18 protein-coding genes are annotated in these 24726 nt (G+C 59.3%); 7 read left to right on the top strand and 11 right to left on the bottom strand.

All coding sequences use genetic code 11. From position 1 onward, the window contains the following. Positions 1-7 precede the first annotated feature (7 nt). The 3 genes from MKFW12EY_RS08335 to nhaD are packed head-to-tail and all read right to left on the bottom strand — an operon-like array spanning position 8 to position 3741. Positions 8-706 carry a response regulator gene (locus tag MKFW12EY_RS08335; protein WP_221054353.1) on the bottom strand — a complete coding sequence of 233 codons (699 nt, stop codon included), beginning with the start codon at positions 704-706 and terminating at the stop codon, positions 8-10. After that, the gene (locus MKFW12EY_RS08330; RefSeq protein ID WP_082409847.1) at positions 703-2265 is read right to left on the bottom strand and encodes a DUF4118 domain-containing protein; all 1563 of its coding nucleotides are present in this window, start codon (positions 2263-2265) and stop codon (positions 703-705) included. Before MKFW12EY_RS08330 ends, MKFW12EY_RS08335 begins: the two co-directional genes overlap by 4 nt. A 30-nt stretch (positions 2266-2295) precedes the next feature. After that, positions 2296-3741, bottom strand: a complete 1446-nt coding sequence (gene nhaD, locus MKFW12EY_RS08325; RefSeq protein ID WP_221054583.1) for a sodium:proton antiporter NhaD — start codon at positions 3739-3741, stop codon at positions 2296-2298. Between the two features lie 243 nt (positions 3742-3984). On the opposite strand from nhaD, the gene MKFW12EY_RS08320 reads away from it, so the two are divergent. Beyond that, positions 3985-5400 carry an Nramp family divalent metal transporter gene (locus MKFW12EY_RS08320; protein ID WP_172680300.1) on the top strand — a complete coding sequence of 472 codons (1416 nt, stop codon included), beginning with the start codon at positions 3985-3987 and terminating at the stop codon, positions 5398-5400. A gap of 12 nt (positions 5401-5412) precedes the next feature. Here MKFW12EY_RS08320 and MKFW12EY_RS08315 read toward each other — a convergent pair whose 3' ends face one another. Then, entirely contained in the window at positions 5413-7821 is a 2409-nt protein-coding gene (locus tag MKFW12EY_RS08315) for a TonB-dependent siderophore receptor (protein ID WP_221054352.1), read from the bottom strand. Positions 7822-8127: 306 nt separating this feature from the next. Between MKFW12EY_RS08315 and MKFW12EY_RS08310 the strand changes: the two genes are divergently transcribed. Beyond that, positions 8128-8982 carry a ribonuclease T2 family protein gene (locus MKFW12EY_RS08310; protein WP_221054351.1) on the top strand — a complete coding sequence of 285 codons (855 nt, stop codon included), beginning with the start codon at positions 8128-8130 and terminating at the stop codon, positions 8980-8982. A gap of 517 nt (positions 8983-9499) precedes the next feature. Here MKFW12EY_RS08310 and map read toward each other — a convergent pair. Together map and MKFW12EY_RS08300 are read right to left on the bottom strand one after the other, a co-directional pair. Then, complete coding sequence (gene map / locus MKFW12EY_RS08305) at positions 9500-10246, bottom strand: type I methionyl aminopeptidase (RefSeq protein ID WP_054762096.1); 747 nt, start codon at positions 10244-10246, stop codon at positions 9500-9502. A gap of 270 nt (positions 10247-10516) precedes the next feature. Continuing rightward, positions 10517-10945 (bottom strand): hypothetical protein, encoded by a 429-nt coding sequence (locus MKFW12EY_RS08300; RefSeq protein ID WP_054762105.1) that lies wholly within the window; start codon positions 10943-10945, stop codon positions 10517-10519. A 385-nt stretch (positions 10946-11330) separates the two neighbouring features. Here MKFW12EY_RS08300 and gpmI point away from each other — a divergent pair, with 385 nt between their 5' ends. Further along, positions 11331-12974 (top strand): 2,3-bisphosphoglycerate-independent phosphoglycerate mutase, encoded by a 1644-nt coding sequence (gene gpmI / locus MKFW12EY_RS08295; protein ID WP_221054350.1) that lies wholly within the window; start codon positions 11331-11333, stop codon positions 12972-12974. Positions 12975-13098: 124 nt separating this feature from the next. Here the strand turns inward: gpmI and MKFW12EY_RS08290 are convergent, their stop codons facing one another. The 3 genes from MKFW12EY_RS08290 to MKFW12EY_RS08280 form a co-directional block, all read right to left on the bottom strand. Continuing rightward, on the bottom strand, positions 13099-14628 hold the full coding sequence (locus MKFW12EY_RS08290) for a hypothetical protein (protein ID WP_054762094.1): 1530 nt from the start codon (positions 14626-14628) through the stop codon (positions 13099-13101). 100 nt (positions 14629-14728) lie between these two features. Next, positions 14729-15565: an HDOD domain-containing protein gene (locus MKFW12EY_RS08285; protein ID WP_064022075.1), complete on the bottom strand. Its 837-nt coding sequence runs from the start codon at positions 15563-15565 to the stop codon at positions 14729-14731. Positions 15566-15584: 19 nt separating this feature from the next. After that, a complete protein-coding gene (locus MKFW12EY_RS08280; protein WP_221054349.1) occupies positions 15585-17483 on the bottom strand; it encodes a GspE/PulE family protein in 1899 nt (632 codons plus the stop codon). Between the two features lie 634 nt (positions 17484-18117). Here MKFW12EY_RS08280 and MKFW12EY_RS08275 point away from each other — a divergent pair. From MKFW12EY_RS08275 to MKFW12EY_RS08260, 4 genes are all read left to right on the top strand, one after another. Continuing rightward, positions 18118-18630, top strand: a complete 513-nt coding sequence (locus MKFW12EY_RS08275) for a hypothetical protein (protein WP_064026611.1) — start codon at positions 18118-18120, stop codon at positions 18628-18630. A gap of 216 nt (positions 18631-18846) precedes the next feature. After that, positions 18847-20622: an ATP-binding protein gene (locus MKFW12EY_RS08270; protein ID WP_221054348.1), complete on the top strand. Its 1776-nt coding sequence runs from the start codon at positions 18847-18849 to the stop codon at positions 20620-20622. A gap of 22 nt (positions 20623-20644) precedes the next feature. Beyond that, a complete protein-coding gene (locus tag MKFW12EY_RS08265; RefSeq protein ID WP_245006469.1) occupies positions 20645-21643 on the top strand; it encodes an HD domain-containing phosphohydrolase in 999 nt (332 codons plus the stop codon). A gap of 76 nt (positions 21644-21719) precedes the next feature. Then, complete coding sequence (locus MKFW12EY_RS08260; RefSeq protein ID WP_221054346.1) at positions 21720-22682, top strand: GNAT family N-acetyltransferase; 963 nt, start codon at positions 21720-21722, stop codon at positions 22680-22682. Positions 22683-23435: 753 nt separating this feature from the next. On the opposite strand, the gene MKFW12EY_RS08255 is transcribed toward MKFW12EY_RS08260, so the two are convergent. Both MKFW12EY_RS08255 and MKFW12EY_RS08250 read right to left on the bottom strand, forming a co-directional pair. Next, the gene (locus MKFW12EY_RS08255) at positions 23436-24059 is read right to left on the bottom strand and encodes a glutathione S-transferase family protein (protein WP_054763127.1); all 624 of its coding nucleotides are present in this window, start codon (positions 24057-24059) and stop codon (positions 23436-23438) included. Continuing rightward, a complete protein-coding gene (locus MKFW12EY_RS08250; protein WP_054763126.1) occupies positions 24053-24514 on the bottom strand; it encodes a hypothetical protein in 462 nt (153 codons plus the stop codon). Before MKFW12EY_RS08250 ends, MKFW12EY_RS08255 begins: the two co-directional genes overlap by 7 nt. Positions 24515-24726 lie beyond the last annotated feature (212 nt).

Raw genomic sequence — 24726 nt, 5'->3', positions numbered from 1 at the left:
GCCAGCGTCAGCCGCCGTCGGCAGCCAGACGGTAACCGACGCCGACTTCGGTCAACAGGTAGCGCGGCCGGGCCGGATTGACTTCTAGCTTGTGCCGCAACTGGCCCATGTAGATGCGTAGATAGTGCTGGTCGTGAACATGCTCGGCACCCCAGACTTCGCCGAGCAATTGGCGGTGGGTCACGACCAGGCCGGCATGGCGCACCAGAATGCCGAGCAGGCGGAATTCGATCGGCGTAATCCGCACTTCGTTACCGGCGATGAATACTTTACGCCGCGCCAAATCGATTTTTAATTGCCCGGTTTCAAAGCTTTCGCTGGCCGCCGCACTGCGCGCAACCCGGCGCAACAAGGCCTGCAAGCGGGCGTGCAATTCGCCGCTGCCGAACGGTTTGGTCAGATAATCGTCGGCGCCGGCGTCCAACGCCATGATCTTATTCTGTTCCTGGCTGCGCGCCGACAACACCAGCACCGGCAAATCGGACAATTGCCGCAAACGGCGAACCAGAGCGATACCGTCCATGTCCGGCAAACCCAAATCTACGATCACGCAATCGGGTTGCTCGCTTTTCAGCAGCGCCAGCCCGGTTTTGCCGCAATCGGCTTCGGCGATGCGCCAGCCGCGGTTGGCCAGGCTGGTTTTCAAAAAACGCCGGGTCTGGCTGTCGTCCTCCACCAGTAAAATCAACGGCGCCGCCTGGTTCATCCGCCACGCTCCTCCGGCTCGCTCCAATCCAAAGCCGGCGGCTCGCGCAACGGCAATTCGATGACCAGCGACGCACCTTTTCCGGCAACATTGCATGCCCGAATCCGGCCGCCGTGGGCGGCGACGATAGTCCGGCACAAAGCCAGACCCAATCCGACGCCGCCGGTTTCGGTTTCACCGCCCAGTCGGTAAAATTTGTCGAAGATTTTGTCCTGCATGCCGTCCGGAATACCGGCGCCGTAATCGGTGACCGCCAGTTGCAGGCCGTCCGCCGCCAGTTCCGCGCCGATATCGATCGGACTGCCGGGCGGCGTATATTTGATGGCATTTTCGATCAGATTGGCCAACACCTGCTCGAACAATACCGCATCGACCCAAAGCAACGGCAGGCTGTCCGGAATTTGGATGCGCACCGGCCGTTCCCGCAACGCCTTATCGAGCCGGGTCAACGCGCTGCCGACGATTTCCTCCAGCGCATTCCATTCGCAATGCAGCGTAATTTCGCCGCTGCTGAGCCGGGCCATGTCCAGAATCTTGCTGGTCAATTCGGCCATCCGTTGCGCCTCGTCCAATACCGCTCGGTAAAACTCCTGGCGCTCGACCGCGCTTAAGCGGTCGGCATTGTCGATCAACGCGCCGGCGGCGCCGCTGATTCGGGTCAGCGGCGTACGTAGGTCATGGGAAATCGCACTGAGCAAGGCATTGCGCAACGCCTCGGCCTGCACCTGCAAGCCGGCTTCGCGGGCGCGTTCGGCCAGATACAGCCGCTCCAAAGCCTGGCCGATCAGATTGCGGAAGGTTTCGAACAAGGCCAGCGCCTCCGGATGCGCCGAACGGGTGAAGGGCTCCGCCTTGACCAGCAACACGCCGAATACGGCCTGCGATCCGGCCAGCGGGTAATAGGCTGTGTCCCGGCACTGGCGCAGCGCGTTCGCCGCGAATGCCTGCCGGGCCGATTCCGGATCGAAATCCGGCCATGCCGCAGATGGCGACAGCGGCAGGTTGCGGTTATCGTCGACCGCCAGGATGGCCGCTGCGGTAGCGAATTCGTCGCGAATCCGCGCGGCGGCCAACGCCGCAATCGCCTCGCGGCTGTGGGCATCGGCCAGAGCCCGGCTTAACCGGTACAAGGCGTTGGCCCGGTTTTCCCGTTGCCGGGCAATTTCGGCTTGGCTGCGGGCGCGGTCCAACAAGTTGCTGGTCAGACTGGCGACGACGATCATCACCGCCAGACCGACAATGTTCTCCAGATCGGAAATCGCAAACGAAAAAATCGGCGGCGCGAAATAATAGGCAAACACCGGCGGACTCATCAGCGAAGCGGTCAGCGACGGGCCGCGGCCGTAACGGCTGGCGACCAGGAACACGCCCAGCATGTAGCTCATCAGGATGCTGGCCGGTTCCAACACGCTACGGAACGGCCACGCGGCCAGCGTGCAGACAAACGGCGCGGCGACACCGCAAGCGTAACCGGTGACACGCTCGCGCCGGGTTCTGGCCGGCAATTGCGCGTCCGGGCCGAATTTGCCCGGCCACCGCCTGTTACCGCTAGCGAACATCGCCCTCACCCTTGCCACCGGCCATCTGCGTCAGAAAGAATGGGCGTTGACCAGAAAATGCACGCCGATACTGGCGAAATAACCGAGCAGAATCACCGGACACCATTTCATGTGGTTGCTGAAGGTATATTGTCCCTTGGCCTGGCCCAACAAGCCAATCCCCGGTGCCGAACCGATCGCCAACAGGCTGCCGCCGACGCCCAGCGTCAACGTCAACAACAGCCATTGGCCTTGGGTAATGTCCGGGTGCATGGTCAGGATCGCGAACATCAGCGTGCCGTTATCGACGAAGGCCGAGCACAAGCCGATCGCGATATTGGCCAGGGTCGGGCTGAGTTGGCCGTAAAGCTGGTGGGAAACGGCATCCAGATAACCGATGTAACCCAAACCGCCGATACCCATCATTGCCCCGTAAAAAAACAATAGCGTGTCCCATTCCAGGCGGCCGACCTTTTCGAAAATATCGAAGCGGACCGCATTCGCCGTAGCGGCGTGGATATCGCCGCCGCCGAAAAACAGCGAGAACTCCGACTGGCTCAACGCTTGCGCTTTTTCGGTTTTACGCAGGTAGAAATAAAAGAACTGCAATAACGACAAACCGGCCATCATGCCGGCGGCGGCCGGCAAATGCAGTTGCATATCGAACACCACGGCCAACGCGATCGTCACGCCGAACAGAACCAGCAAGCGCTTGGCGCCGCGCGGCAGCTCGACCTGGGCCATTTCGATGCTGGGAATTTCCTTGGGCAGCGCAAAATGCATCGCCAGTGCCGGCACCAGGAAATTGGCCAGGCACGGCAGGAACAACTTGAAGAATTCGGTGAAACCGAGGATGCCGTGCTGCCAGACGAACAAGGTCGAGATCCCGCCCAATGGGCTGAACGAACCGCCGGCATTGGTCGCGATGACGATGTTGATGCACGCCAACGACACGAAGCGCGGGTTGTCTTTACCGACCGCCACCGCCACCGCGCCCATCAGTAGGCCGGCGGTCAGGCCGTTGACGACGCAAGACAGGAAGAACACCAAAAACCCGGTAATCCAGAACAATTGCCGGTAACTCAAATGCTTGGTGACCAGCCAGACTTTCAACGCATCGAATATACGCATGTCTTCCATCGCATTCAGATAGGTCATCGATACCATGATGAACAGCAACAGCTCGATGTAAGTTTGCAGATTGCCGCGAAACGCGGCGACCGCCAGCTCGTCGCGGCCCTGTTCCCGGTAAGCCAGCACGATGACGAACCAGATCAAGGCCGCCGCCAGCAGCATCGGCTTGGATTTGCGCAGCTCGGTCACTTCTTCCAGCATCGCCGCGACATAAGCGGCCACCATAACCACCAGCGAAATGTAACCCGCCCAATGGCCGGTCAAATCCAAAGGTTGTAGACTTTGCGCCGCCTGGCCGGTATCCGCGGCGGCGGCCAATGCCGGCATCGCCAAGGCCGCCAGTCCCAGCAGGCCCGATATCATTATCCGCACTCATTTCTCCTTACGCTGCTTTGCAACCGATCCGAACAAGCGGACCGTTCCGCTAACCCCGGCGCGCCATCCGCCTTAATTTTTCCGCGGCTATCGCCGACGAATTCTAAGCAGGCGGGCGTAAAAAAGGCGTAAAGACCGAGCCCGGCAAGCCGGCGCGGTATGCGAGATTTGCCAAATCCCGGCAAATTTGCGGAAATGGGCGGTTTTTAGCCCGCACCGATAGTCAACACCATGAAAAACAAAGCCCTTGCCGACCTGCCCCGCCACAACGTCCCGGCGTTTCCCGGCTGGTGGGCCGCCTTGGGGCCCGGCGTGGTGTGGATGGCGCTGGCCCAGGGCAGCGGCGAACTGATCTGGTGGCCGTATATGGTCGCCAAATACGGCCTGACTTTTCTGTGGCTGTTGGCGCCGGCCTGTTTGCTGCAATACCCGTTGAACCTGGAAATCGGCCGCTACACGCTGTTGACCGGCGAAAGCATTTTCCACGGCTTCATCCGCTTGAACCGCGGCTTCGGCGTGTTTTTATGGCTGCTGATGACCGTGTCGTTTTTATGGTTCGGCGCCTTCGCCTCGGCCGGCGGCACGGCGATGGCCGAGCTGACCCATTGGCCGCAGGGCTGGAGCCAGCGCGGGCAAAGCCTGTTCTGGGGCTATGCCTCGATTGCGGTATTCGTTACGGCGATTCTGGCCAGCGGCGTGGTGTATACCCTGATCGAACGCTTCATGAAGCTGGTCGCCGTCGTCACCGTGGTCGGCCTGCTGTCGGCCTGCCTGCAAGCCGATGTATTGAAGGCCTTGCCGGAATTCGGCCAGGGCCTGTTCGGCCCGGTCGGCGACATGCCCAGGCCCTGGGACAATAAAGACGCCAGCAAATTGCTGACCGCCATCACCTTCGCCGGCCTCGGCGGCTTCTGGATCTTGTTTTACTCGTACTGGCTGCGCGACAAAGGCGCCGGCATGGCCGGCCTGGTCGGCCGCATCACCGGCCTGGGCGGCGCCGAGGAAGCGGTGCTCAGCGACGGTTTTCTGCCGGCAGATGCCGAACGCAGCGCGCAAAACTGGAAGTCCTGGCGCCGGTTTTTGAGCGCGGACATCCTGGTCGGCATCATTGGTAATTTATTGACGACGTTGATGACCTGCCTGCTGGCCTACGCGCTGCTGTTCCCGAAGGGCTTGCTGCCGCAGGAATACGAATTGGCCGTCGTGCAAAGCCAGTTCTTTGCCGTCAGTTGGGGCGAAATCGGCCGGCTATTGTTTCTGGTGGTGGCCGCGGCGTTTTTGACCGATACCTGGCTGGCAACGGCCGACGCGGTCAGCCGGATTCAAGCCGATATCGTATTGACGCTGTTTCCCAAGGCCCAGCGTTGGCCGGCCCGGCGCTGGTATTACCTGTTTCTGGCGCTGCTGACCGTAATCACCTCGTTTACGATGCTGCTCGACGCGCCGGGGCCGTTGATCCTGACCAGCGCCGTGATCGGCTTCGCCGGCACCATCATGTTTCCGCTGGCTTTATATCTGTTGAATTACCGGCTACTGCCTCCGCACCTGCCGGCCTGGGCCCAACCCAAGGGCCGGCCCTGGCTGCTGGCATTGAGCTTTGTCGTGTATCTGCTGCTGGCTCTGCTGTATCTGCGCGCCAGCTGGTAACGGCCAATCAGTTTAAAACTCGTATTTCAACGAGCCCAATACATTGATCGGCGCGCCGGGGATCACGCCGAGATTGCTGCCGGCCGAGTTGGCGTAGTATTCCTTGTCCAACAGGTTGTTGATGTTCAACTGGGCGGTCAAACGGTGTTCGCCAACTTTGTGGGTATACGCCGCCATCGCATCCAAGCGCACATAACCGGGCAGCATGTAGCTGTTGTCGGAATCTCCCGGCCGCGGCCCGACCGCAACCGCGCCTAGCCCGGCCTTGAAGGCCTGGTTAAACTGCCAAGTGCCCCACAGGCTACCCTGGTGGCGCGGCACGTTCTCCACCCTGTGGCCTTGCAGCCCGTCGAAATCCTGGGTGTAATTGACTTGGGTATAAGCGTAGGTCCCCAACAAATGCAGACGATCGGTGACCTGCCCGGCCAGATCGAACTCGATCCCGCGGCTACGGATTTGCCCGGCCAGGATTTGGAAATTGGGATCGGCCCGGTTCGGGTCGTCGGTCAACATATTGCTCTTGGTCAAATAGAAGAACGCCAACGTCGACGAAAAACGCTGGTCCGCCGACTCGGTTTTAATCCCCAACTCGTATTGCTTGCCGCGTTGCGGGTCGAATTTCTCGCCGCCGGCGCTGACGCCGTTGTTGGCGCTGAACGATTCGCTGTAACTGCCGTACAGCGACAGCCAATCCTGCGCCCGATACAACAGTCCGGCCCGCGGGCTGAAGGCGTCGTCGTTGGCGGGTCTGCGCCCCAATTCCGCCGCTGGCAACGAAACCGGCGAAAAATTCGAGCCGGTGGTAACGCTGTCGTAACGGCCGCCCAGTAAAATTTGCAACCGGTCGAACAAGGTGATCTGGTCCTGTAGATAGGCGCCGGCCCAGGATTCGCGCCGGTAAAAGAAGGCGTTCTCTCTGGCCAACGCATCGAAATCGACTTGGCCGTAGACCGGCGCGTAAATGTCGATCGGCGCGGTCGGCGCTTGCGCGGAATGGGCGTTAGTCAAGGCATGGAAGCCGTCGAAGCCGACCAGCAGATTATGTTTGCTGCCGAATATTTCGAACTTGCCGTTCAGGTCGATATTGCCGGAATGGGTCATGACGTCCTGCACCCCTTTCGACGCCACTCGGTCCAGCGTGCGCAAATCGGCGCGCAGTCCGGCGAAGTTGAACAAGGTCGGCCCGCTCAAGCTCCAGTCCTTGAACAAATAGCGCTGGGTAATTTTCCAGTCGTCGTTGAAACGGTAGGTCCAATCCACCGCAACCGAGGTGCTTTCCAGGGTTTGGCGGTGGAAGCCGTCCTTCAGATTGCGGGTGATCGGAATCGGCGCCGGCCGGCCGTTGATGGCCGGAATGCCGTAATCGGCATTGAATTGGTCATGTTTGTATTCCAGATCGACGTTGGTTTCGAAACGGGCATTCGGCCGCCAGGTCAAGCTGGGGGCGACGAAAAAGCGCTGGTTGCCGACGAAATCGCGAAACGATTGTTGGTCGGTATACGAACCGTTCAACCGGTACAGCAAGGTCTTGCCGGCATCGAGCGGGCCGGTGGCGTCGAGCAAGGTACGGTACTGGTCGAAGGAACCGAACTGCTGCTGCAACGAGTAATACGCGGTATCCAGCGGTTTCTTGGTCACGTAATTGACCAAACCGCCCGGCTCGACCCGGCCGTACAACATCGCCGCCGGCCCTTTCAGAATCTCGATCTGCTCGATGTTGGCGATATCGTAAATGTCCTGCCGGTTGTACAAACCGTTGCGGTAGGCGTCGCCGAAACCGGAGCCGGCCAGACCGCGGATCACGAAGTTGTCGTACAGGTAACCGCCGCCGGTACGCCCCAACACGCCGCTGACGTGGCCGTTGACGGCGTCCGGCAAGGTCATGGTCTGTTTGTCGGCCAACACCGCTTTCGGCACGATCTGGATCGAGATCGGCGTTTCCATCACCGGCGTGTCGGTCTTGGTGGCCGTGGTCGCGTTGGGCCGGTTGTAATCCGGATTGTCCGGCGCATTCCAGGCATAGACGGGCTTGCCGACCACGGTCATCGCCGGCATCAGCTCCGGGCGGGTTTGGTTGTGCAATTCCGCCGGCCGCGGCTGGATCGTCACGGTGCCGTCGCCGGTGGTCTGCGCCCGCAGCGGCGAATCGGCCAACAGCAGATTCAGCGCTTCGGCGTCGGTATAGTCGCCTTGCACCGCCCGGCTGCGCCAATGCTCGGCGACGTCGGTGCCGTAAATCAAGGGCTGCCGGCTCTGCTTGCCGAACTGCAACAACGCCTGGTTTAAAGCTTGGGCCGGAATGTCGAAATAATGTTTGGCGCCGACGTTTTCCGCCTGCGCCGCCGGGGCCAATGCCAGGGCCGCCGACGCGACTAGCGAACGGCAGATAATAAGCGAACGGCAATACGTTGCGTGGGACATGAACACTCCTGATTTCGTCTCGGTTACGGGGCCGCACTGCGGCTGGTAACGGTAAAGACGGAATCGGCGCAAAAATCCACATTGGCCCGGCGTTAAATCCTGCTGCCAAGCGGCTAGCCGTATCGGGCTTCGACAGCTTGCCCCGCACGGAACGCCCGGCTAGATAGGTCCGGGTAAATCACTTCAGCCCAACCTTTGGGCGGAGAAAAGTCTTCAAATTGTCGCGACCTCTACGGCATAATCGACCTAGCGCGCGTCGTGCTGCGCTGACGGCTTATACCTAAAACCATAATCAGGAGCGCCCCCATGTCCGGAACCAATCTGTTTACCTGTATTTGCCTGACGCTCGCGGCCCTCACTGCCCGTGCCGACTGCGTCGACCCGAAAGACACTTACCAGGCCTACAACGAGGTCGCCGACGCCGCACAAGACCGGCCGTCGGAATTTTACGTGTTGTCCTATTCCTGGGCGCCGCGCTACTGCGCCGAGAAAGGCGAAAAACGCGGCCCCGGCCAAAAAGACTATCTGCAATGCGGCAGCAAAGCCCGTTTCGGTTACATCCTGCACGGCTTGTGGCCGCAAGGCACCCTGGCCAAACCCAACGACTACCCGCGGGCCTGCGCCGGCGACCAGCCCAAAATCGACCGTGCGTTAATGGCGAAATATTTGTGCATGACCCCCAGCGCCTGGCTGTTGCAACACGAATACGAGAACCACGGCACCTGCATGATCGACCAAAATTTGCGCACGCCGCAGGCTTATTTCGACAAAGCGCTGGCGCTGCACAGTGCGCTGCACCTGCCTAACCAACAAATCACCAACGAAACCAAAGGCAAAGCCTGGTTCGCGCAGAACAATCCGCAACTGCCTGAGGACAGCGTCTACTTCGACAACAAAACTAAGGAATGGCGGGTCTGCTACGACCGCAATTTCGCCGCCTTCGCCTGCCCCCGTCCCGGCGGCCAAAACGGCGGCGGCGATTCGAACGGCGATAGCGGCGCCTGTCCGATCAAAGGCAACATCTCCGGCAAGAACCGCAAACTCTACTTCGACCGCTTGCATCCTGGCTATGCCGGCGTGGTAATCGACTTCAGCAAGGGCGAACGCTGCTTCGACACGGCCCAACAAGCGCTTGCCGCCGGCTGGAAAAAGGCGCCTTGATATTTACGGGTTTTTGGCGTTTCCGGCGAGTCCAGGTTTGCCGGAAACGCTGTCGCTTATTCCGGCCTACGGCACTCCAGCCGACATGTTGGCTTACGCTTCGCTTACAGTGTCGTTTCCTAGTTTTCCTAGTTACCACGCGCCGCGTGGTAATTCAGATTCGCCGCGCTGCGGGCAAGCCGAGAGTTCCCACGTAGCACGTGGGAACCAGAAATATACGGGCTTTTGGCGTTTCCGGCGAGCCGAGGTTTGCCGGAAACGCTGTCACTTATTCCGGCCTACGGCACTCCAGCCGACATGTTGGCTTACGCTTCGCTATACATGTCGTTTCCTAGTGTTCCTAGTTACCACGCGCCGCGTGGTAATTCAGATTCGCCGCGCTGCGGCGAATTGCACCGCAGCGCGGGCAAGCCGAGGGTTCCCACGTAGCACGTGGGAACCAGAAAAACCAGAAAACCAGTAGCAACCGACGCCGCTTGCGGCGGTCGGCTGGGACGAAGGATTAGGCCCCAAACATCTAGTGCTGCGTGACAACTATGGGCGCTCCCTTCGTAATGACCATTGTGTGCTCGTACTGCGCAGAAAGATTTCCGCGTACGCCAGCGAGCGTCCAGCCATCTGCAGTTTCAGTTACGACGCGGCTCTTCGTCGACAGGAACGGTTCAATCGTAATGACCATTCCTTCCTGAAGAATACGCTTGTCAGCCGGGTCGAAGTAGCCCGCAATGTGCTCGGGCTCCTCGTGCAGCGCACGGCCGACCCCATGGCTGCCGAGATTCTCAATGACCTTGAAGCCATAAGCCTTCGCCGTACGCTCTATGGCGGCACCGATCCCGTTGATCGGTTGACCGGCTCTTGCTCTTTTCATCGCTTCGGCCAGGGCTACGCGAGTAGCGTGGCATAGGCGGGTCTTCTGAGGAGTTGTAGGGGGAACGATAGTGGTTCCTCCGGTATCCGCGAAGTATCCGTCCAACTCCGCGGAAACATCGATGTTCACAACATCGCCAGCTCTAACTATTCGATCGCCGGGAATTCCGTGCGCGGCCTGTTCGTTAATGCTGATGCAGGTCGTTCCGGGGAAGTTATATGTCAGCTTGGGAGCCGACCGGGCGCCATGCTCTCCTAGCAACCGTTCGCCAAGCATGTCGAGTTCCCGAGTGGTAATTCCGGGTTCTGCGGCATCAAGCATGCGCTGAAGTACCAATGAAACTATTCGGCCGATACGTTTTAGGCCGACGATGTCGTGCTGGGTTTGGATAGTCATGTGGAGCCTTGCTAAGAAAGAAAAGTAAGGGAGGATTTTGGCTCCCTAGTTACCACGCGGCGCGTGGTAATTCAGATTCGCCGCGCTGCGGCGAATTGCACCGCAGCGCGGGCAAGCCGAGGGTTCCCACGTAGCACGTGGGAACCAGAAAACATTCTGTATTTGTCCTATTTACCTCGGTCAACGAGCTATGCATAACGCTTTGTTTGTGCCGCGCGGGCACGGGTTTGACGGATGGCGCGGAGGCACGAAACAATTGTTAGCAACGGCTTAGACCCATTGATTCTCAAAGATGGTCCTGCGCAGGGCACGAGTGGCGAAAAGTGCCATGTCCTCTAGTTCTTGCTCTGTGTCCTCTGGTGTTTCAAGAAGGCGAGTGTCGTTCCATGGATCGTCAACATGCACCCAACGGTTCCGATATTTCCGCAGCTTGTGGAGGTCGTCCCTGAGCGAGCTATGAAGCGAAGCTTCATTGATGAGATCAACCAGGCGCTCTTTTCCTGTTTGGGAATACTCAGACCGTAGGTATGTTTCGATTCCGGAAACCGCCGTGAGAATTGATGCCAAATGCGCACCATTAACAAAGGCCATGTCTGCTTCACGCACAATGAAGCTACACCATTCCGAAAGAACGACGCCACCCTTGAGCAATTCTTCGTCAAGCGCAATAAGCATTTCCCAACGCTTCTCTTGATTCATAGTTGCTAACAAGGAACTAGACAGTTTCCATATATCCACCGAAAAATAATCTTCGACACGATAATTTATCGATCAGCATATGGTCTTCCTTTCTGTATACCATTCGGCGGAGCAATGATGGCCGGTAACGGCCGAACTGTTGCCATTCAATCAGATCGAGCGATAGTCCGCAACGGGTCCAGTTTCGCCATTCGCTGCCTAAACCGACACTCGCACCAACCCGCAAGCTATTGTCATCCCCTTCCCGATTTCCTTGATAGCTCTATCGGAGTTACCATATCCGGCTTGTTTGCTAGAGTGGTATCGTTCGGCAAACGGCTGGCCCGGCATGACGCCGGGCGCCCTATTCCAACCGGTTTCTTTTTTCCATCGATCCGACAACAGTATGAAATTAGTAAAATCTTCCCGATTCTCCCCTTGCCCCGGCCCGGTCGTCACTATCGTGCTGGACGGCGTCGGCATTTCGCCGCGCGACGACGGCGATGCGGTAAAAGCCGCGCGCACGCCGATGCTGGACAAGCTGATGACAAACTTTCCGATGACGAAATTATTGGCGCACGGTAAGGCCGTCGGCATGCCCAGCGACGAAGACATGGGCAATAGCGAGGTCGGCCACAACGCCATCGGCGCCGGCCGCGTGTTCGCCCAGGGCGCGAAACTGGTCGCCGAATCCATCGCCAGCGGCCATCTGTGGCAAGGCCACGCTTGGCAGGAAGTGGTCGCCACCGCCAAACAGGGCGGCACGCTGCACTTTTTGGGGTTGTTTTCCGACGGCAACGTGCATTCCCATATCGACCATCTGAAAGCGATGATCGAACGCGCCAAACAGGAAGGCGTCGGCAAGGTTCGGCTGCACATCCTGCTCGACGGCCGCGACGTCGGCGAAACCTCGGCTTTGGATTACGTCGATCCGTTCGAAACCTATCTGGACGGCCTGCGCAGCGCCGATTTCGACGTGGCCATCGCTTCCGGCGGCGGCCGCATGAAAATCACGATGGACCGCTACGAAGCGGATTGGAGCATGGTGCAGCGCGGCTGGGACATCCACGTCAAAGGCGAAGGCCGCCAGTTTGCCAGCGCGCACGAAGCCATCGAGACCTACCGCAACGAACTGGGCGTGATCGACCAGGACTTGCCCGGCTTCGTCGTTTCCAAAGACGGCCAGCCGCTGGGTAAAATCGGCGACGGCGATGCCGTGGTGTTTTTTAATTTCCGCGGCGACCGCGCCATCGAGATTTCCCGCGCCTTCACCGAAGAAACCTTCTGTCCGTTCCACCGCGGCCCGCTGCCGAAAGTCACCTACGCCGGCATGATGCAATACGACGGCGACACCAAATTGCCGCCGCGCTTTTTGGTGGAACCGCCGGCAATCAGTCGGACCATGGGCGAATATCTGGCCAAAAACGGCGTGGCGCAATACGCGATCAGCGAAACCCAAAAATACGGCCACGTCACTTATTTCTGGAACGGCAACCGCTCCGGCAAATTCGACGACGCGTTGGAAACCTACGTCGAAATCCCCAGCGACGTGGTGCCGTTCGAGCAACGGCCATGGATGAAATGCGCCGAAATCACCGACGCGCTGATCGCTGCGATCCGTAGCGGCCAATACCAATACCTGCGGGTCAACTACGCCAACGGCGACATGGTCGGCCACACCGGCAATTTCGAAGCGGCGGTCACCGCAATGCAGGGTCTGGATTTGCAATTGGCACGCTTGATTCCGGCGATTATCGAAGCCGGCGGCGTGGCCTTGATCACCGCCGACCACGGCAATGCCGACGAAATGTACGAGCTGGACAAGAAAGGCAACGTCACCCGCGACGCCGAAGGCCGCACCAAGGCCAAGACCTCGCACACGCTGAATCCGGTGCCGTTCGTTTTGGTGTCCGGCGAGGCCGATCCGGCCTACAAACTGCGCAGCGATCTGGCGGCGCCGGGTTTGTCCAACATTGCCGCGACGGTGTTGAATTTGTTGGGCTACGAGGCGCCGGAAGATTACGATCCGAGTCTGATCGAGCCGGCATAAGCCTCGGCGCCAACCGCTGCGGGCCAGCCGCTGTGCGCCGCAGCGGCAGCCATAGCGTTGGATAAGCTGCCGAGCTTAGCCACGCGCAAATGAAAAGGGCCGGAAATCCGGCCCTTTTTTTCGATTAGTCGTTTGCTGTCTTGAACCGAGCCGCAGCCCCCAACAAGCCGGTGACGAGGAACGCCGTACCGACCAGAGTAAAGCGCAGATTCAGTTTCTCCAGCGCCAGATCGTCGGTCGCATATAGCATGAAAATCACGGCGATCCCGCCCCAGGCCAGAAAGCGCAAGGCGGCGGCGATGGTGGTTTGGCTCAGGGTTTCCGCATCGCTGGCCGGCGCATCCATCCGGTACGCGACGAAACCGCTGATCAGCGCCGGCATGATGCCCCAGCGGGCATGGTCGAGGAAGCTGTCCAGAAACTTGAAATCGTCGCGGTGGTAAAAGGTCAATTCCAGGATGAAGGTCGAAATCGAGGTACTGACCACGAAGCCGACGAACATCATCGCCATGTAAAAACCGTAGTAGCGGTCGGCCGGCTCCTGCTGGTGGCGGAAGGCGACGCTACGCAACACGAACACCAACACGATGGGCAGCACGTAAATCGCAATCGAATAGGCAATCCAGCGCAACGTGGTGTAACTGAAATGCGGCAACGGCTTGTCTGGAAACAGAAACACATTGTGCAGCGCCACCGACACCTCGCGCCCCAAAATCACGCCGAACGCCGTCGCCGCCGCGAAAATCAGCAGGTACTTGTAGGTATGCTTCAGCCGCGCCTCGTGCACGTTTCCGCCCAATTCCTTGACGGTGGCCCAGATCTCGTTCTCGTTGGCGCTGCCGAATACCACCAGCGCGGCCAGCAATCGGCACAGCAAGCCGCTGAGCCGGTCCAGATCCTTCAATAGATTGACGGTCTTGGTGTAGTGCGGCTCGGCTTCCTTCCACACTGCAACTTTTTCCGACATTGCGTTGTAGGAAATGCAGATTTCGCCCCATTTCAACGACGGTTCGCTGAACAGCCGCCGGTACGACGACTGGTCGGCGTAATGCTGGATCCGGTCGAACAACAGGCTGTTATGGGCCCATTTGTATTCGACCGTGGCGCCGGCCTTGTCGAAATCGCCGGCGTCTACGCTTTGTACCAGCAGGCGGTCGGCGATTTGGCCCTTGATTTTGTCGTCCACCGCCGACAAGCGGGATTTGATCAAGGCGTTGTAGACCTCGACGGCCTTGGTCGGAATCGCAAACGCGTCGTGAATGCTATCGCGCAAAATCAGCAGCGGGTTGAACGCACTTTCCCACCCGATCAAAAACAGGATGGTGCCGGCGGCGATCAGCGGCAGCAGCTTATTGCCGTCCAAACCGGACAGCAGTTCGACCAGGCTGCCGGCCCGCAAATGGCTGACAATCAAGGTCACCAACGGCTCCAGCGGCAGCCATTGCCAAGTCAGCAAACAAAACAAAGCCGCCATCAACGCACAGTACAAGCCGATTCCGGTCCAGTACGTGCTGCGGCGGATGAAATATTGCGGCAGGGTCGGTTCCGCACCGAGCTGGATCCGCCGCTTTTGAAACGAGCGATAGGCCAGTACCGCAGCGGCGGCGGCACCCAGCAACTGAATCGCAAAATTAATCAGAAATTCGATGGTCATTGTTCCTACGGGTTGGTAGAGAGATGGAGCCGCGGCCTCATCCGCGGGCTATCGCGCATTCTAATGCAAAGCCGCCTTGGTTAGCGACCGTGTCGGCGTTTCAGGCCGACAGGGCCAACGAATCTTCCAGCGCGATTTCCAATTCGGCCAGCGCGATTTCCGACAAACCGAGCCGGGCCGCTTCCTCGCTGCTCGATACCACCAAATCCGGCTGCGGCCGGGCGGCGATACCCAACTTGTAAGCCACCATATCGGCCACCCGCACCACCAACTCGACGGTACCGGTTTCCTCGCTGACCGGCTGGTGGTGCGATTCGGCAACGCGGCAATACACTTCCGGCAAATTCCAGGAACGCAGCAGCCAGGCGCCCTTGGCTTCGTGCTGGCGAATCAACACTTCACGCTGCAAATCCTCCGGCAAATTCAGTGTCGGGTCCTTGGCCCGCAAATCGTCCAGACAACGCAACAGCAGCAGTTCGCCGATGTCGTGAAACAGGCCGGCCATGAATGCTTCCTCGGCAATCGCATGGAACGACAAGCGTTTTGCCAGCCACTCCGCCCCCAATGCGACTGCGACGCTGTGCTGCCACAGTTTGAGCATATATTGCTGGGTAGCGGCGTCTTTGGCGGTAAACATGCCCTTCTGCATCACCAACGTCGCGATCTGGACGATACGCGGCAGCCCGAGACGGACGACGGCATCCTTGACCGTGTTGACCGTACTCAAGCCGGCATAAAACGAGGAATTGGCCACCCGCAAAATCTGGCTGGCCAGGCTGGCGTCCATCGCCAGTTGTTTGGCGATGGCATCCAGCGAACGGTTTTCGTCTTGCAAGGCTTGGCGCAGCTCGGTGACGGCACGCGGAAACACCGGCAATGCGCCGGCGCCGCTGGCGATGGATTCGTCGATTAAAACGGTCAGTGATTTTTCGCTCATGGCATTCCATTAACAGAGTTCATCGGCTGCCCAACAAACGGCGCAGCTCGTACAGCGGGCGGGGTTTGCCGAAACGCGGCAGATTGCGCACCACCTCTTGCAAAGAGGTCATACCGGCGGCGGCCTTGACCAAACCGTCTTCGACCAGGGTCACCAAGCCGGCGGTTTCCAGGCTGACCCGGCGGATTTCGTAGGAAGTCTTGCGCTGCAGGATCGCGTCTTTGACCAACTCGTTCATCGACAGCAATTCGAACACGCAGACCCGTCCCGAGTAACCGGTGAAGCGGCATTTGTCGCAACCCTTGCCGAACATGAAATGGGCGCCGACCATATCGTCCGCCGTCAGATTCAAGCGCCGCAGCAAGGCCGGATCGGGTTGGAACGGCTCCGCGCAATGGCGGCAGACCCGGCGCAACAGGCGTTGGGCGACCACCGATACCACGGTCGACGAGATCAGAAAAGCCTCGATTTCCATATTCAGCAGCCTTAACAGGCCGCCGATGCTGTCTTCGGTATGAAACGTGGTCAGCACCTTGTGGCCGGTCAACGCCGCCTGGATCGCCGTATCGGCCGAGAAACGGTCGCGGATTTCGCCGAGCACGATGATGTCCGGGTCCTGGCGCACGATATGGCGCAAGGTCTCCTCGTAAGTCAGATTGATCTTCGGATTGATCGAACACTGGGCCACGCCGTCGATCACGTATTCGACCGGGTCCTCGGCCGAAACGATACTGACTTCCGGACCGTTCAAATAATCGACCGCACTGTACAGCGTCGTGGTTTTGCCGGAACCGGTCGGCCCGGTGATGATGACGACGCCGGTCGGTACGTCCAGCGAATCCTGCACAAACCGCTCCAACATCAGCGGCGCCATCCCCACTTCGTGGATATCCAGCAATTCGGTCTTGCGGTTCAACAAACGCAGCACGATTTTCTCGCCGTTGATCGTGCTGAAGAACGACGCCCGCATGTCGACCACGTGGTTGGTGGCGACCTGCTCGAACAACACCCGGCCGTCCTGGTGCCGGCGCTTTTCGGCGATATCGGCGCCGGCCATGACCTTGATCCGGCTGATCAAAGCCTGGGCCATCTCTATCGGAAAATCCCGGAAGTGCACCATCATGCCGTCGATGCGGAAGCGGATGCGCAGCTTGTGCTCCAACGGTTCGATATGGATATCGCTGGCCGATTGGCGGATCGCATCCTCGAAAATCTGGTTGACCAAGCTGACGGCGGACTGCTCGCCGACGGCGGCTTTGTCGGACCGGCTATTGCGTTCGTAATTCAGCAGAAAGCGCATGATCTGCGAATAGCGGCCGACTGCCGGAATCACCTCGGCGCCGAGCACGTGCCGCGCCGTTTCGATTGCAGCCTGGTCCAGCGGGTCGCCGAAGGCCACCAACACGCCGTCGACTTGTTTTTCGACCGGCAGGAAACAATGCTTGTTAGCCGCTTTCAGCATCGGTTTGTTCATCAGGCTTTGATCGATGTTGGCGACGCTGAGGTCGATCACCGATATCCCCATCAAATCGGCCAGCACCTCCAGCATTTTCGCTTCGGAAATCAGGTTGCGTTCGACCAGGATTTCGCCCAGACGCTTGCGGCCGGCGTCCTGTTGCTGCTGCGCCAGCGCCAATTGCAAATCGGTGTTGCCGATAAAACCGAATTCGACCAGAAACAGGCCCAATTTGACTTTTACCGGATGGTTGCGGAACACCTCGACCAACTGCTCGTGCGTGACGTAACCCAGATCGCACAGCACCACCAGAATCGGCTTGGGCGATTCCAGCTTGGCTTGCACGCGGCGGGCGTATTTGAGCTTGTCGGCATCGACCGCGCCTTGGGCGACCAAAAGCTCTAAAAAGGATTCGGTGAAGTTAGTGCCGGAACCGGGCGAACTGCCGTCGTTGAGTTTCATGATTGTTTCGAGCTGGCGATCGGTCGGGATCGTAACGGATTGGACACGGGTTGGAATGTGCCGGCAAGTCGGCGGCCGGGAAATTAGCACTAAGGTACTAATTTATGCCACGCAATACAACGTTATGTTGTTCCCAGCTAGCGCGGCCAATACCGCCGCGGCTGCTTGCCGGGGCCGAGCGCGCGGCTCGCTACTGTCCCAACGCCGGCCCCGACAATCTCGTGACAAATAACTCGCCGTTTGCAAAGGCTATGTTCGCATCGGCCGTTGCACACATTGCAGACAAAGCCTTTTTTAAGGGTGGGTTTGCGTTAGCAGTCGAAAGAACGTCATAGCCGATTGGCATGGATTCGCTTTTGCGCCGTTACGGGCCGCAACCCAGCGCACATAAGGTATGAAAAGGCCTTAGCCCGCCGTGGCATCCGGGTCCGGGCAGTCCTGCCCGATGGAAATGCCGGGACGACATCGACCGTTAACCCGAACATCGCTTTATTTAACCCGGAGTTAGCCACTAAATCCGGACTCTACCGAACTGGCGTCGATTTAATTGGACAGCGCGCGCCTTTCTGCGTTTGAATGGCTGCGCAGTTCCGTTTCGCCAATTCCTGTTAACGCTTTGAATTCGGAGTTTGTTATGGACAAATATTTATTGGGTTTCATTTTGGTTTTATTGCTGGCATGGGCGCCGAGCCAAGTCTTCGCCGCCAGCGACACCGGCGCCGGCAGCGCTGTGTCGGCTGCGGCTCCGGGCACTGCGCCTGCCGCAGCGGCAGCGAGCGGCAACAAAAACGAAATCGACGGTTTTTCCGGCGCCATCGGCTTGATTTATTTACTCAGCTTTGCCATCCAACAGTTAATCGAGCCGTTTAATTTGTGGTTCGAGTCCGTGGCCGAGAAATGGGGCCAAAAACGGCCCTGGGTCACCAAGAAAACCGTGATTTTTTGCTTCTCGTCGGTGGTCGGCACGCTGTTCGCGATGCTGGGCCAAATCGATTTGCTATCGGTCGGATTTCTGCAACACCCAGGCGGCAGCCTGTTCGGTTTTCTGGTAACCGGCCTGGTCATCGGCGCCGGCACCGAATCGGCCAATACCGCGCAGAAATATTTCGATTACGTCAAAAAGCAAAACAAGCCGGCCAAACCCTGATCGCAGCGGGCGCGGCCGGGCCCGGTCCACTCTCGACTTGGCTGGGCGATAGCCGCGCCGCAATCCCGCTCGCGCACCGGCATTTCCGCATTGGCGGGCATGGCAACCGGCGGCCGCTCGCTAACCTTAACTCGATTAAGGTAATATTCACCCAGGCGAGTCTGCCGACAGACGGACTCGGAAACCAACCCGCTGTTAACTTGGGAGGTAAGCAGCATGCAAGGCTTGGTGGATTTATTCGGGATCAAGGGCTTCATGCCGCACGGCTACTGTCTGGCCTGGAGTCCCGGTCTGCTCTGGTTGACCGTAAGTTCGGACGCATTGATGACGTTGGCCTACGTGACTTACCCGGTCGGCATCGCCTATTTCGTCTGGAAACGTAAGGATCTGCTCTACCGCTGGTTGTACCTCGGATTTTTTATTACCTTCATCCTGACCTGCGCCGCGACCCACCTGCTATCGGTGGTGACCATCTGGCTCCCGCTGTATTGGCTGGACGCCTACGTCAAAGCGCTATCGGCGCTGGTTGCCGTCGCCACTTCATTTGCGATCTGGTGGGTAATCCCGCGCGCGTTGAAACTGCCGAGTCCGGCCGAACTGCAACGCGCCCGCGATCAGGCCGAAGCCGCCAACAAAGCCAAAAGCATTTTTTTGGCGAACATGAGCCACGAACTGCGCACGCCGCTGAATGCCATCCTCGGCTTCTCCAGCCTGGTGCAAAAAGATCCGCAATTCCCGGAAAGCCAGCAGCGGAATTTGGCCATCATCAACCGCAGCGGCGAACATTTACTGAATCTGATCAACGACGTGCTGGAAATGGCAAAAATCGAGTCCGGGCGGCTGCAATTGGAGCAGACCCGCTTCGATCTCGGCGCGCTGATCCGCGACGTCGGCGACATGATGTCGGTGCGGGCGCAAGACAAAGGGTTGCGGCTGTTGGTCGACCAATCGTCGGAGTTTCCGCGTTTCATTTACGGCGACGAAGCCCGTCTGCGGCAAATTTTGATCAACCTGCTCGGCAATGCGCTGAAATTCACCCAACAAGGCGGCGTCACGCTGCGCCTGGGCAGCCATCGCAACAGCCATACCCACTTGATGATCGAAGTGGAAGATACCGGCCCCGGCATCGCCGAAAGCGAGCGGGAACATGTCTTCGAGCCCTTCGTCCAGCTCGGCGAACAAGGCGACAGCAAGGGTACCGGTTTGGGGCTGACCATCACCCGCCAGTTCGTGCAACTGATGGGCGGGCAACTGACGCTGGAAAGCAGCGTTGGCAAGGGTTCGTTATTTCGTATCGACTTGCCGTTACAGGATACGGCCGAGCCGCAAACCCTGGTTCCCGCAGCGGACCGGAGCGGCGAAATCGTGGGACTGGCGCCCGGACAGCCGCAATACCGGATTTTGATCGTCGAGGACCAATTGGAAAACCAACTTTTGCTCGGCCAGTTGATGGCCGATATCGGCATGCAGGTCGAAGTGGCCAAGGACGGCGCGCAAGGGCTGGCACTGTTCCAAAGCTGGCAGCCGCATTTGATTTGGATGGACCGGCGCATGCCGAAAATGGACGGCATGCAGGCCGCTCAAGCCATCAGGCAGCTGCCCGGCGGCGACCGGGTCAAGATCGTCGCGGTCACGGCGTCGGCGTTTATGGAACAGCGCGAGGAAATGCTGCACGCCGGCATGGACGGCTTCATCCGCAAACCCTACCGGGCCGAGGAAATTTATGCCTGCCTGGCCGAACAGCTCGGACTCGAATTCGTTTACCGAAACGAAACTCCCGGCCCGGCACAGGATGACACCCTGACCGCAGAAATGTTGGCCGGCTTGCCGGCGGAATTGCGCCAGCAACTGCGCACGGCATTGGAAAGCCTGGAACATCCGCGAATAGCCCAAACCCTGGATCGGATCGGCGAATTAGATCGGCCGTTACAAAAAATCCTGGCGCAACTGGTCGAAAACTTCGACTATCCGACTATCCTTAAACAATTGTAAACCGCACCGGATATTGCTACCCGTGAACGGAAAAATCCTCGCCGTCGACGATACCCCGGCCTCGCTGAAGTTATTGACCCAACTCCTGCAAGCGGAGGGCTACGAGGTACGCTCGGCCATCAACGGCGAATTGGCCTTGCAATCGGCGCAGCACAACCCGCCCGAATTGATCTTGCTCGACGTGCGCATGCCGGAAATGGACGGCTTCGAAGTCTGCCGCCGTCTGAAACAGCATCCGCAAACCCGCGACGTGCCGGTTATTTTCGTCACCGCCCTGTCTGAAACCAACGAAAAAGTCGACGGTTTCAAATTGGGCGCGGTCGACTTCATTACCAAACCCTACCAACGCGAAGAATTACTGATCCGGGTCGCGACCCATCTGGAGATGGCTCGCCTGCGCCACGGACTGGAATGTTTGGTTGCCGAACGCACCGCCGAATTGAAAGCCAACATGCTGAAATTCGTTACCGCCATCGCGTCCACGGTGGAAATGCGCGACCCTTACACCGCCGGCCACCAACGCCGCACCGCGCACCTGGCGGCAGCGATTGCAAAGGAATTGGGGCTCGGCAGCGATTTGATCGAAGGCCTCAGCCTGGCCGGTGTAGTGCACGACATCGGCAAGATCAAAGTACCGGCCGAAATTCTGTGTAAACCGGGGCGGCTGGACGATTTGGAGTACGGCTTGATCAAACGCCACCCGCAAACCGGCTACGAAATCCTAAAATCGATCGACTTTCCGTGGCCTATCGCCCAGACCGTATTGCAGCACCACGAACGGCTCGACGGATCGGGCTATCCGCAAGGTCTGGCGACCGCCGAGATTCTGCCGGAAGCCAAGATTCTGGCCATCGCCGACGTGGTCGAAGCCATGATTTCCCACCGCCCTTACCGGCCGGGCCTGGGCATAGACGCCGCACTGCAGGAAATTGCCACGCAGCGCAACACGCTATACGATGGCGCCGCGGTCGACGCTTGTCTGGCGCTGTTCCGCGACAAGCACTACCGGCTACCGGTTTGAGGCCGCGGCATAGCGTATACCCCGGCTTGGCCGCCGGCGGCGTTGGCTCCATCCGCCCCACGAGATCGATTGCACCATGAACATCCCGAGTTTTTATCTGGAACCCGCCAATTACGCGGCGGACTTTGCCGATCTGCAATACCTCAGAACCGAGGTTTTCGTCATCGAACAAGGCATTCCGCCGGAAATCGAATTCGACGCGTTGGACCCGGATTGCCGGCATATCATTGCCCGCGATGCCGAGCGGCGGCCTATCGGCTGCGGCCGCCTGTCGCCGGCGGGCAGAATCGGCCGGATGGCGGTACTGCCGGCATGGCGCCGGCAAAAGGTCGGAGCATCGCTGTTGCGCGGCCTGATCGAGCAGGCCGCCAACTTGGGCTTGAGCGAAGTCAGCGCCCATGCGCAGACCGCCGCGTTGGGGTTTTACCGCCGCTGCGGCTTCGAGACGGTGGGGTCGGAGTTTACCGAAGCCGGCATTCCGCATATCGCGATACGCCTGACCATCGCCGCGCCGGCAGCGTTGCCGCGTCACGGCCCGGCCGCGGCGGGAGCTAGCATAGCCGCCAGCCGGCTGCAAACAGTGGAAGCCGCGACGGATGCAACCTTAACGTTGATCCGGCAGGCCAGACGCCTGCTGTGCGTCTACAGCCGCAACCTGGACTACCGGTTGTTCGGCGACGCGGCAACGGTCGAAGCGGTCAAACAATTTGCGCTGCGCAACCAGCGCGGCGCCGAAGTGCGCATCATCGTCCAGGAGCCGGAAACGCTCCGCGGCCAACAACACCCGCTGATCGATTTGGCGCAACGCTTGCCGTCTTATATTTCGATCCGGGCGCCGGTCGAGGCCGAGGATTTGAATTTTCGGCCGGCATTCATCGCCAACGACAGCGGCGGTTATTTATTCCAATTGCAGGGCGACCGCTACGAAGGCCATTGGAGCCCGAATTCGCCGCCGCAAAACCGGCAATTGGCGGAAGAATTCGAGCGGAGTTGGCAACGGGCACGGATATGCAGCGAATTCCGCGCCCTGGGCTTGTGAACGCGAACCCCTAACCGGTCCTCTCCGCCCTGCCGATTCCAACCGCGACGACCGGTACGGCTGATTGCCACGGGCAATGACGTTGAGTTAAGGATGGTAGGAGCGGGCCATGCCCGCGACCAAGCGCCTACGGCCGCAGGCATGGCCCGTTCCTACAGGATTTGCACCAGCCGGTTTGTTGCTTAACTTAACGACATTGGTGCCATGGGCGGTTGCTTTAAACTAACCAGGCTGCGTGAATTCGATCGAGCTCGGCTCCGCCGACGCTCAACGCAACGCCTATGCTGCTGCAAACCCGGCCATTGCCTTCCGGACCGCCGCACGCGACGCAAACGCTAAATCCCGGCATTAAAGCAATAAACTTCGGCAAATACCACCCGATATTGTTCTATAAAAAGAAACAAACAATGAATTCCAGGCGGTATTGTGAATTAATCCAACCGCGCTATAGTGAAGCCGTACCCACCTCAGCCCCAGTTCGATAAGGAGCTTGCCATGAACCCTTCGCATCGACGCCAACCAAACCCGATGGCCGAATTATGGAACTTGTTATCCAACCGGTTCAGGCAAGCGATCTCGGTTTTCGACGGCTATTTTCCAACCGGCTATCCGCCCGCCGCCGTACCGATCCGCGTACCTTCCCGTCGCTCACAGCGGTGAACTCCTGCACCGCGCACTCTACAGCCTCTATCGCTGCCTGATAGAGGCTCTTTTTGCGCCGGCCGCGGCAAACGCCCGCGAAAACCCGGCCGATCAATCCGGACGATACCCCTCCTCCATTAACACCCGCCTGACCGCCGGGCGAGACAACATCAGTCGGTAGTGTTTCCGGCAAGTTTCCGGTAAAGCGATGCCCGACTTATCCGCCCAGAATTCCACGTAAAACAACGCGGCATCGGCAATACCGAAACCGCCCAAGGCATAGCCCCGCTCCGGCAAGCTCCGCGCCACCACTGCCAAAGCCTGGTTGACGATGTCCGTCCCCTGCCGTTTGACCCGGTCGTATTCGGCCGGGCCGGCAGCGTACTTTTCCGGCACGAACAGGCGTTGGAAACCCTGTCCGTGCAGGGTGCCGACCACAAAACCGGTCAATTCCAACGCGGCGGCGGCCGCGTCCGCATCGGCCGCCAACAGGCCGGCCTTGGGATACTTGCGCGCCAACCAATAGGCGATGGCCTGAAATTCGGTCAGCGCGGAACCGTCGTCTTTGACCAAAACCGGTATCGTCGCCTTCGGATTGATCGCCAAAAACTCCGGCCGGTGCTGGTCGCCGGCCAACAGATTGACGATATGGGCTTCGAACACCAGCTCCAATTCCTCCAGCAAAATATGGATACCGGTCGAACAAGAACCCGGCGTCATGTACAGTTTCAGCATCGTTCCTCCAGCAAATGCCGGTTCAAATCGAGCGCGAAGTTCTGCCATAACTCGGCTATTTCCCGGCGCGTCGCCTGCAGATAATCCCGGTCCGGCTTGTGTTCTTCGGGAAAATTGGACAAGGCGCAGGAGGTGCGGTGCTTATCGACCGCAAACAGTATCAGCTCGTCGCTGAAGCCGGCAAAGGCGGCCAACAGCTCTGCGGTCAAACCGCTCATACCGTTCACGACCGGCGCTTGGCCGGCGTCGAACGGCATGGCTTTAACCTGCTGTAAAGCCTGCCGGTAAAACCCTGCCAATACCGCCAACAGATTGCGCTGAAAGCAGCCCTGCCATTGTTGCCGCGCCAAATCGGCGGCCAGGCGCTGTTGGTATTCGCGGTGCAATATCGGTTTGGCGGCGGCGACGAAACGACTGAAGCCGAGCAAAAGCCCGGCGTTGTCTGGAGCCTTCATGGTTGGGTCCGTTGGTGGCGATACCGAACGCCAATCAAGATACGGACCAGTTTTCCGGCCGGCCGCCAGACCGCTACGGCAACTGCCGACCGCCGAAAATAGAGCAGTAAAATCAATCCGTTAAAATCAAGACTGCTGCACCTTGGCCGCCTACGACCGCCGCCGTCCGGCGACAAGCGACAAGCTCCGCCCGACAATGCGGCCGGGATTGC

This window comes from Methylomonas koyamae, from assembly GCF_019669905.1.
Taxonomy (GTDB): Bacteria; Pseudomonadota; Gammaproteobacteria; order Methylococcales; family Methylomonadaceae; genus Methylomonas; species Methylomonas koyamae.
This window is presented reverse-complemented; position numbering and strand designations above follow the sequence as displayed.

Excerpts from the sequence above, each read along its gene's own strand:
- MKFW12EY_RS08335 (WP_221054353.1), bottom strand. The coding sequence starts at position 706 with ATGAACCAGGCGGCGCCGTTGATTTTACTGGTGGAGGACGACAGCCAG.
- MKFW12EY_RS08330 (WP_082409847.1), bottom strand. The coding sequence starts at position 2,265 with ATGTTCGCTAGCGGTAACAGGCGGTGGCCGGGCAAATTCGGCCCGGAC.
- nhaD (WP_221054583.1), bottom strand. The coding sequence starts at position 3,741 with ATGATATCGGGCCTGCTGGGACTGGCGGCCTTGGCGATGCCGGCATTG.
- MKFW12EY_RS08320 (WP_172680300.1), top strand. The coding sequence starts at position 3,985 with ATGAAAAACAAAGCCCTTGCCGACCTGCCCCGCCACAACGTCCCGGCG.
- MKFW12EY_RS08315 (WP_221054352.1), bottom strand. The coding sequence starts at position 7,821 with ATGTCCCACGCAACGTATTGCCGTTCGCTTATTATCTGCCGTTCGCTA.
- MKFW12EY_RS08310 (WP_221054351.1), top strand. The coding sequence starts at position 8,128 with ATGTCCGGAACCAATCTGTTTACCTGTATTTGCCTGACGCTCGCGGCC.
- map (WP_054762096.1), bottom strand. The coding sequence starts at position 10,246 with ATGACTATCCAAACCCAGCACGACATCGTCGGCCTAAAACGTATCGGC.
- MKFW12EY_RS08300 (WP_054762105.1), bottom strand. The coding sequence starts at position 10,945 with ATGAATCAAGAGAAGCGTTGGGAAATGCTTATTGCGCTTGACGAAGAA.
- gpmI (WP_221054350.1), top strand. The coding sequence starts at position 11,331 with ATGAAATTAGTAAAATCTTCCCGATTCTCCCCTTGCCCCGGCCCGGTC.
- MKFW12EY_RS08290 (WP_054762094.1), bottom strand. The coding sequence starts at position 14,628 with ATGACCATCGAATTTCTGATTAATTTTGCGATTCAGTTGCTGGGTGCC.
- MKFW12EY_RS08285 (WP_064022075.1), bottom strand. The coding sequence starts at position 15,565 with ATGAGCGAAAAATCACTGACCGTTTTAATCGACGAATCCATCGCCAGC.
- MKFW12EY_RS08280 (WP_221054349.1), bottom strand. The coding sequence starts at position 17,483 with ATGAAACTCAACGACGGCAGTTCGCCCGGTTCCGGCACTAACTTCACC.
- MKFW12EY_RS08275 (WP_064026611.1), top strand. The coding sequence starts at position 18,118 with ATGGACAAATATTTATTGGGTTTCATTTTGGTTTTATTGCTGGCATGG.
- MKFW12EY_RS08270 (WP_221054348.1), top strand. The coding sequence starts at position 18,847 with ATGCAAGGCTTGGTGGATTTATTCGGGATCAAGGGCTTCATGCCGCAC.
- MKFW12EY_RS08260 (WP_221054346.1), top strand. The coding sequence starts at position 21,720 with ATGAACATCCCGAGTTTTTATCTGGAACCCGCCAATTACGCGGCGGAC.
- MKFW12EY_RS08255 (WP_054763127.1), bottom strand. The coding sequence starts at position 24,059 with ATGCTGAAACTGTACATGACGCCGGGTTCTTGTTCGACCGGTATCCAT.
- MKFW12EY_RS08250 (WP_054763126.1), bottom strand. The coding sequence starts at position 24,514 with ATGAAGGCTCCAGACAACGCCGGGCTTTTGCTCGGCTTCAGTCGTTTC.